Below are 7,451 nucleotides of genomic sequence, written 5' to 3'. Positions count from 1 at the left end.
ACTCGAACTCGCGACCCCGACCTTGGCAAGGTCGTGCTCTACCAACTGAGCTATTCCCGCATAATCTTCGTCTTTCAATTTGCTGCTGCGTTGGCTTCCTTCACTCACACGGGTCACTTACTGAAGTAAGCTCTCTGTGATTCGTTCAGTTGCTGCCTTGCCGCAAACCGAAATACTTGATTCTGGAACTTCGTGTTACTGCTGCGCACCGTTGTAAATTCTTCACCGGTACGGGGTGCGCATTATACGAGAAATCCTTTCAGTCGCAAGAGTCTAAAAGCAAAATTTTACGCTTTCAGTTCGTTTGCTGCTTTAATCGGCAACCTGATGATTTCCTGCGCACCCTTTGCCGATTAAAGCTGCAAGAAGTGCTCGCGGTAATACGCCAACTCAGCAACGGACTCGCGAATGTCGTCCAGCGCCTGATGGCTGCCGGCTTTTTTGAAGCCTGGCAGGATATCCGGTTTCCAGCGACGCGCCAGTTCTTTCAGCGTGCTGACATCCAGATAACGGTAATGGAAGTAGGCTTCCAGTTCCGGCATGTATTTGAACAGGAAGCGACGATCCTGGCCGATGCTGTTGCCGCAAATCGGAGAAGTGTTGGCCGGAACCCACTGCTTAAGAAATTCGATGGTTGCCCGCTCTGCAGCACGGTCGTCGTATTGGCTGGCTTTCACACGTTCTACCAGGCCACTGTTGGTGTGCGTACGCACATTCCACTCATCCATCAATGCCAATTGCTCATCAGACTGATGCACCGCAAACACCGGGCCTTCTGCCAGGATGTTCAGGTTGGCATCGGTGACGATCGTGGCGATCTCAATAATGCGATCCTGCTCCGGATCCAATCCGGTCATTTCCAGGTCGATCCAAATCAGATTATTTTCATTTCCAGCTGTCATGCGTTTCCCGCCTGTTGCCAAAGTCGTCATTACACTCGTTTCAGGTGTATCATAGACGTTTTGCCCAGCGGGGCGAAGCCTGGCGAAAGCCGTGAGAGGATGCGTGAGCAAAAATAAACTGTCGAAGGGTCAACAACGTCGCGTGAGCGCTAACCATCAGCGTCGTCTGCAGCAACGGAATGAAAAGCCGGAACCGGATGACAACCTGTTTGGAGAAGCGAGCGAAGGCGTGGTGATCAGCCGTTTCGGCATGCACGCAGATGTGGAAGATGGCGTGGGCGAAGTGCATCGCTGCAATATCCGTCGCACCATTCGCTCGCTGGTCACCGGTGACCGTGTGCTGTGGCGTGCGGCGATTGGCGGCGGCAAAGGCATCGTAGAAGCGGTTCACGAACGTAAAACGGTGCTGACCCGTCCGGATTTCTATGATGGCGTCAAACCGATCGCGGCGAACATCGATCAGATCATCATTGTGTCGGCGATCCTGCCGGAACTTTCGCTCAATATCATCGATCGTTATCTGGTGGCCAGTGAAACCCTGGGCGTTGAGCCGCTGCTGGTCCTGAACAAAACCGACCTGCTCGACGCGGAAGCCCGCGCGTTTGTGGATGAGCAGATGGAGATCTATCGCAAAATTGGCTATCGCGTGTTGATGGTCTCCAGCCGTGCCAAAGATGGCCTGGCGGAGCTGGAACAGGCCTTAACCGATCGCGTGAGCATTTTTGCGGGTCAATCTGGTGTGGGTAAATCCAGTTTGCTGAACAATCTGCTGGGACTGGAATTGGCGGGCGATGAGATTCTGACCAACGACGTCTCTGATAACTCCGGTCTGGGCCAACACACCACCACCGCTTCACGCCTATATCACTTCCCGCACGGCGGCGACGTGATTGATTCTCCAGGCGTACGTGAATTCGGTTTATGGCATCTGGAGCCGGAACAAATCACCCGTGGATTTGTCGAATTTCGTGAGTTTATCGGCGGTTGCCGTTTCCGCGACTGCAAGCATGATACCGATCCCGGCTGCGCCATTCGCGAAGCGGTAGAGGATGGAACAATCAACATCTCGCGCTTCGATAACTACCACCGTATTCTGGAGAGTATGGCGCAGGTAAAAACGCGTAAAAACTTTTCCGCCAGCGAAGATTAACGGGTACAACGGCACATTCGCCAACTGACCGGGGCGCTGCTACAATCCGCCCCCTTTTGTGTAAACCAAGCGTAATTAAGCCAGGAGGCAACGGTGTTTGATCGTTTTAAACTCGGCCTGAATCATATTCTGCCTAAAAAAGGGCTGACCGAACTTGCCGGCTGGGGCGCCAGTCGTAGCGGTGGCTGGCTGACCAAAGCGGTCATCGACATTTTTGTCTGGTACTACAAAGTGGATATGGCCGAAGCCAGCAAACCCCATACCGGTAGCTATCGCACCTTCAATGACTTCTTCGTGCGTCCGTTAAAAGAGGGTGCGCGCCCGATTGATCCCGACGCGACCTTGCTGGCGCTGCCAGCCGATGGTGCGGTAAGCCAGTTAGGCCGCATCGAAGGCGATCAGATCTTCCAGGCGAAAGGCCATTACTATTCCTTGCAGGCCTTGCTGGCCGGTAACGACGATCTGGCGGAAAAGTTCGTCGATGGCGAGTTCATCACCACCTATCTCGCACCGCGCGATTATCACCGTGTGCACATGCCCTGTAACGGCATTCTGCGCGAAATGATTTATGTGCCGGGCGACCTTTACTCCGTCAACCCGCTGACAGCACGTAACATCCCGAACCTGTTTGCACGCAATGAGCGTGTGATCTGCGTCTTCGATACCGATCATGGCCCGATGGTGCAGATCCTGGTGGGAGCGACCATTGTGGGCAGCATCGAAACCGTGTGGGCGGGCACCATTACGCCACCACGTGAAGGGGTGATTAAACGTTGGCGTTATCCTTCAGCCGATCATGACGGTGCCGTTGTGCTGTTGAAAGGTCAGGAAATGGGGCGTTTCAAACTCGGTTCGACGGTGATTAACTTGTTCGCACCGGGTCGCGTCAAGCTGGCGGAAAGTCTCGAAGCCGAGAGTAAAACCCGTCTTGGCCAACCGCTGGCGATTGCCCTGCCGCAGCCCGGCGAAAGCGCCCCGCTCGCTGAATAACCGGAACCTATCCCGTGCGCGTTTTTCTCTCTCTGCTGCTGAGCCTGGTGCTCAGCAGTTCTGTATTGGCAGCCACCGTTCCTCCTGCGAGTCAACTGAAGCAGGAACTGGATGCGGCCAAATCCGCCAAAGCCTCTCCCGCTCAAGCCGAGCAAGTTCAGGCGATTGAAGCGGCGATCAATTTCCTCGCTGAGCGTGATGAATCGCTGGAGCGTGCCAAACAGTATCAGCAGGTGATTGATGATTTCCCACGGCTGGCACGCGAACTGCGTCAGCAGATTGCCACGCTGACCGACAGCAGTAAAACAGTGCGCACCAACATGAGCAGCGCCGAGCTGGATCAGGAAATCCTGCAAATCAGCAGCCAGCTGCTGGAAGAAGGCCGCCAGGCACAGCAAGAGCAGGACCGCGCACGTGAGATCAGCGATTCACTTTCACAGTTACCGCAGCAGCAGACTGACGCACGCCGGGCGATGACCGAAAGCGATCGCCGTGCTCAGGGCTTTTCTGCGGCCGCTACGCCGTTGGCTCAGGCGCAGATTTATGCCCGACTGGCCGAGAATGCCGCCAATAAAGCGCGCGTGGATGAGTTAGAACTGGCACAGCTCTCCGCCAATAATCGCCAGGAGCTGGCGCGTATGCGGGCGGAGGTGCATCAGCGCAAAGTGACGCAGCTGGATAACTATCTGCAATCGCTGCGCAATCAACTGAATAACCAGCGTCAGCGAGAAGCGGAACTGGCGCTCGAACGCACTGAACAGCTGGCGGAAAACAGTGGCGATTTACCGGCGTCGATCAGCGATCAATTCCGCGTCAACCGTGAGCTATCAGCCGACCTGAATGCGCAGGCTCAACGTATGGATTTGGTCGCTTCGCAGCAACGTCTGGCCACCAACCAAACGCTACAGGTGCGCCAGGCTCTCAGCACGCTGCGCGAACAATCACAATGGCTGGGCGCCTCGAATCTGCTGGGTGAAGCCTTGCGTGCGCAAGTCGCCAGATTGCCGGATATGCCCAAGTCGCAGCAGATCGACAGCGAGATGGGCCAGCTGCGTGTACAACGGCTGCATTATGAAGATTTGCTGGAGCGGCAAAAGGATCTGCGCAAAGAGAAGCAGGATGACGGCACGCCGTTCACCAGCGAGCAAACCCGTATTCTTGATGCCCAGTTGAAAACCCAGCGCGAGCTGCTCAATTCACTGATCTCCGGCTGCGATACACTGATTCTGGAAATCACCAAGCTGAAGGTGTCGAACACGCAGTTGCAGGACGCACTGGGTGAAGTGAAGGAAGCTACGCACCGTTATCTGTTCTGGACGGCGGATGTCAGCGCCATCGACCTGAAGTATCCGATTGACGTGGCACGTGACTTAACCCGCCTGCTGTCGCTGGATACCTTAGGGCAACTCGGTAAAGCGCTGGCGATGATGTTTACCAGCAAAGAAACCGTGATGCCAATCATCTGCGCAGTGCTGTTGGTGGGCTTCAGCATCAGCTCGCGCCGTCATTACAATGCCTTTATGGCGCGTTCCGCCAGCAAAGTGGGCAAAGTGACCCAGGACCGCTTTAGCCTGACATTGCGCACCGTGTTCTGGTCGATTCTGGTCGCCGTGCCGCTGCCGGTATTGTGGGCCGCGCTGGGCTTTGGTTTGCAGCACGCCTGGCCTTATCCGTTTGCCGTTGCGATTGGAGATGGCATCACCGCCACGCTGCCGCTGCTGTGGGCCTTTATGATCAGTGCTGCTTTTGCGCGTCATGATGGGCTATTTGTGGTGCACTTCCGCTGGCCGCAGGCGCGGGTAGCGCGTGCTATGCGTTACTACTCTCTGACGGTTGGCCTGATTGTGCCGCTGATCATGCTGCTGATTGCCTTTGCCAATCTCGACGATCCGCAGTTCTCCGGCACGCTCGGTCGCCTGTGCTTCATTTTGATTTGCGGTGCGTTAAGTATTGTTACCGTCAGCCTCAAACGTGCAGGCATTCCGCTGTATCTGGATAAAGAGGGCAACGGCGACAACTTCGTTAACCGCATTCTGTGGAACCTGATGATTGCCATCCCTCTGGTGGCGGCGTTGGCTTCCTGCATCGGCTATCTGGCGACGGCGCAGGCGCTGCTGGCGCGCCTGGAAACCTCGGTAGGCATTTGGTTCTTCCTGCTGGTGATTTACCACATTATCCGCCGCTGGATGCTGATCCAACGCCGTCGCATCGCCTTTGATCGTGCCCGCCAACGCCGTGCCGATATGCTGGCGAACCGCGCGCGCAGTGAAGAAGAGAAAGAGCAACAGACTCCCGCCAACGCCGATACGATTGAGATCGATGAACCGAGCCTGGATCTGGATGAGATCAGTGCGCAGTCGTTGCGTCTGGTGCGCTCTATTCTCACGTTGATCGCACTGGTATCGGTGATTGTACTGTGGTCAGAAATTCACTCGGCCTTTAGTTTCCTCGACAACATCCCACTGTGGGATGCCAGCACCACGGTGCAGGGCGTAGAGAGCGTGCAGCCGATTACGTTGGGCGCGGTGCTGATTGCCATCCTGGTGTTCATTATCACCACTCAGCTGGTGCGTAATATGCCTGCCCTGCTGGAACTGGCGTTACTGCAACACATCAGCCTGTCACCTGGCACCGGTTATGCCATCACTACCCTGACCAAGTACGTGCTGATGCTGATTGGCGGATTAGTCGGCTTCTCGATTATTGGCGTTGAGTGGGCAAAACTGCAGTGGCTGGTGGCGGCGTTAGGTCTGGGGTTGGGCTTTGGTATGCAGGAGATCTTCGCCAACTTTATTTCTGGTCTGATTATCCTGTTCGAAAAGCCAATTCGTATCGGCGATACCGTTACCATTCGCGATCTGACCGGCAGCATTACCCGCATCAATACCCGCGCTACGACGATTACCGATTGGGACCGTAAAGAGATCATCGTGCCGAACAAGGCCTTTATCACTGAGCAGTTCGTTAACTGGTCGTTGTCGGATTCTGTCACGCGTGTGGTGCTGACCATTCCGGCTCCGGCTCATGTTAACAGTGATGAAGTCACCAACATTCTCAAGCAGGCGGCCGAGCGCTGTACCTACGTGCTGGATATGCCCGCACCGGATGTGTTCCTGGTGGATTTACAGCAAGGCATTCAGCTGTTTGAATTGCGTGTGCACGCGGCTGAGATGGGCCACCGCATGCCGCTGCGTCATGAGTTGCATCAGTTGATTCTGCGCGGCTTTGAAGAGCACGGTATTGAGATGCCGTTCCCACCATTCCAGGTGCGTATGGAAACGCTGGGACGTAAAACACCGGCCAGCAATGGCTCACCGTCCAGCCAGACCTTTAAATCTGGCGGCTTATAAATGACAACGCCCGGCAATCACCGGGCGTTGTTTTTCTGCTGAGCGTTACTTCACAAACTCTACGCCCTGCGCGATATCTTTCTTCAGCGTTTCCAGCATACCGTTAAGCGCCTGCTGTTCAAACGCACTCAAAGAACCCAACGGGCGACGTTCCACAATACCGTTCTTGCCGATAAGCAGCGGCTGAGAGAAGAAGCGCGCATACTCACCGTCCCCTTCAACATAAGCGCATTCGACCACGTTTGCTTCGCCCTGCAGCGCACGCACCAGTGAGAGACCAAAGCGCGCAGCAGCCTGCCCCATGGATAAGGTCGCCGATCCACCACCGGCTTTCGCTTCCACCACTTCGGTGCCGGCGTTTTGAATACGCTTAGTGAGGTCAGCCACTTCCTGTTCGCTGAAGCTGATGCCTTTAACCTGCGACAACAGCGGCAAAATTGTCACGCCCGAGTGCCCCCCCACCACCGGGACCTCAATCTCGGTAGGCTGCTTGCCTTTCAACGCGGCAACAAAGGTGTTGGCGCGGATAATGTCGAGGGTTGAGACACCAAACAGGCGGTTCTTGTCATACACGCCGGCTTTCTTCAACACTTCAGCCGCAATCGCCACCGTGGTGTTAACCGGATTAGTGATCACGCCAATCAGCGCTTTCGGCGCGGTGCTGGCAACCTGCTCGATCAGGTTACGCACAATGCCCGCGTTAACGTTAAACAAGTCGGCGCGATCCATGCCGGGTTTACGTGCCACACCCGCAGAAATCAGCACAATATCGGCGCCCTGCAGCGCAGGTGTCGCGTCTTCGCCACTAAATCCTTCCACCTTCACTGAGGTAGGAATATGGCTGAGATCAACCGCCACCCCGGGCGTGACCGGGGCGATATCATAAAGTGAGAGAGCGGAACCTGCGGGTAATTGAGTCTTGAGCAGCAGTGCGAGCGCCTGGCCAATACCACCGGCTGCACCGAGAACGGCAACTTTCATCCTGAACTCCTTATGAAGGTGGGGCAGAGATATGCCGAAAATCCATCAGGTTACGAGTTTAATCAACTTCTCAGGCGA

General features: G+C 55.6%; 5 protein-coding genes. 3 read left to right on the top strand and 2 right to left on the bottom strand.

Going from position 1 to position 7,451, the window contains the following annotated elements; translation table 11 throughout:
- Positions 1 to 353 precede the first annotated feature (353 nt).
- Positions 354 to 902: an oligoribonuclease gene (orn, locus tag ACCW76_RS20125; protein ID WP_038644391.1), complete on the bottom strand. Its 549-nt coding sequence runs from the start codon at positions 900 to 902 to the stop codon at positions 354 to 356.
- Positions 903 to 1,005: 103 nt separating this feature from the next.
- Here orn and rsgA point away from each other — a divergent pair, with 103 nt between their 5' ends.
- The 3 genes from rsgA (at position 1,006) to mscM (ending at position 6,392) form a co-directional block, all read left to right on the top strand.
- Complete coding sequence (gene rsgA / locus ACCW76_RS20120) at positions 1,006 to 2,052, top strand: small ribosomal subunit biogenesis GTPase RsgA (protein WP_436339930.1); 1,047 nt, start codon at positions 1,006 to 1,008, stop codon at positions 2,050 to 2,052.
- Between the two features lie 93 nt (positions 2,053 to 2,145).
- Positions 2,146 to 3,042: an archaetidylserine decarboxylase gene (gene asd, locus ACCW76_RS20115; protein WP_436339929.1), complete on the top strand. Its 897-nt coding sequence runs from the start codon at positions 2,146 to 2,148 to the stop codon at positions 3,040 to 3,042.
- A gap of 14 nt (positions 3,043 to 3,056) precedes the next feature.
- Entirely contained in the window at positions 3,057 to 6,392 is a 3,336-nt protein-coding gene (gene mscM / locus ACCW76_RS20110) for a miniconductance mechanosensitive channel MscM (RefSeq protein ID WP_436339927.1), read from the top strand.
- A 45-nt stretch (positions 6,393 to 6,437) separates the two neighbouring features.
- On the opposite strand, the gene mdh is transcribed toward mscM, so the two are convergent.
- On the bottom strand, positions 6,438 to 7,373 hold the full coding sequence (gene mdh / locus ACCW76_RS20105) for a malate dehydrogenase (protein ID WP_436339926.1): 936 nt from the start codon (positions 7,371 to 7,373) through the stop codon (positions 6,438 to 6,440).
- Between the last annotated feature and the right edge of the window lie 78 nt (positions 7,374 to 7,451).

The organism is Pantoea sp. C8B4, assembly GCF_051336905.1.
In the GTDB taxonomy this organism is placed as follows: Bacteria; Pseudomonadota; Gammaproteobacteria; order Enterobacterales; family Enterobacteriaceae; genus Pantoea; species Pantoea rwandensis_B.
Note: the sequence above shows the minus strand (reverse complement) of the source record. Positions and strands in the feature narration are given on the sequence as shown.